The organism is Oleiphilus sp. HI0061 (genome assembly GCF_001635675.1).
In genome coordinates, this window is record NZ_LWFE01001382.1 from 1 (window position 1) to 270 (window position 270).

General features: G+C 43.0%; 1 protein-coding gene. It reads left to right on the forward strand.

Annotated elements, in window-relative coordinates; translation table 11 throughout:
• The coding region (locus A3735_RS21740) for a FecR domain-containing protein (protein ID WP_197485969.1) at window positions 1-270 on the forward strand (270 nt) is incomplete at both ends.

Consider the following 270-nt stretch of genomic DNA (forward strand, 5'->3'; position numbering starts at 1 on the left):
GATCAAACGCGCCAGCAAGAGTGTATTTAAGCTACTCAAAACAAATATGAATATTCGTGTCGGTGATGAAGTTGCGACAAAAAAAGGTAATGTTTTAATTGAGTTTGCAGACAGCTCAACCATTCGCTTGGAAGAAAATTCCAACCTGGTCTTCAATAAACTGTCCCACTTTGGCAAGACTGGCATGGTTGATACGCGACTAAGGCTCAAGAGAGGCTCACTGTCCACTGAGGTTACACCCTTGGTTAAAGGATCTCGCTACGAGATTAC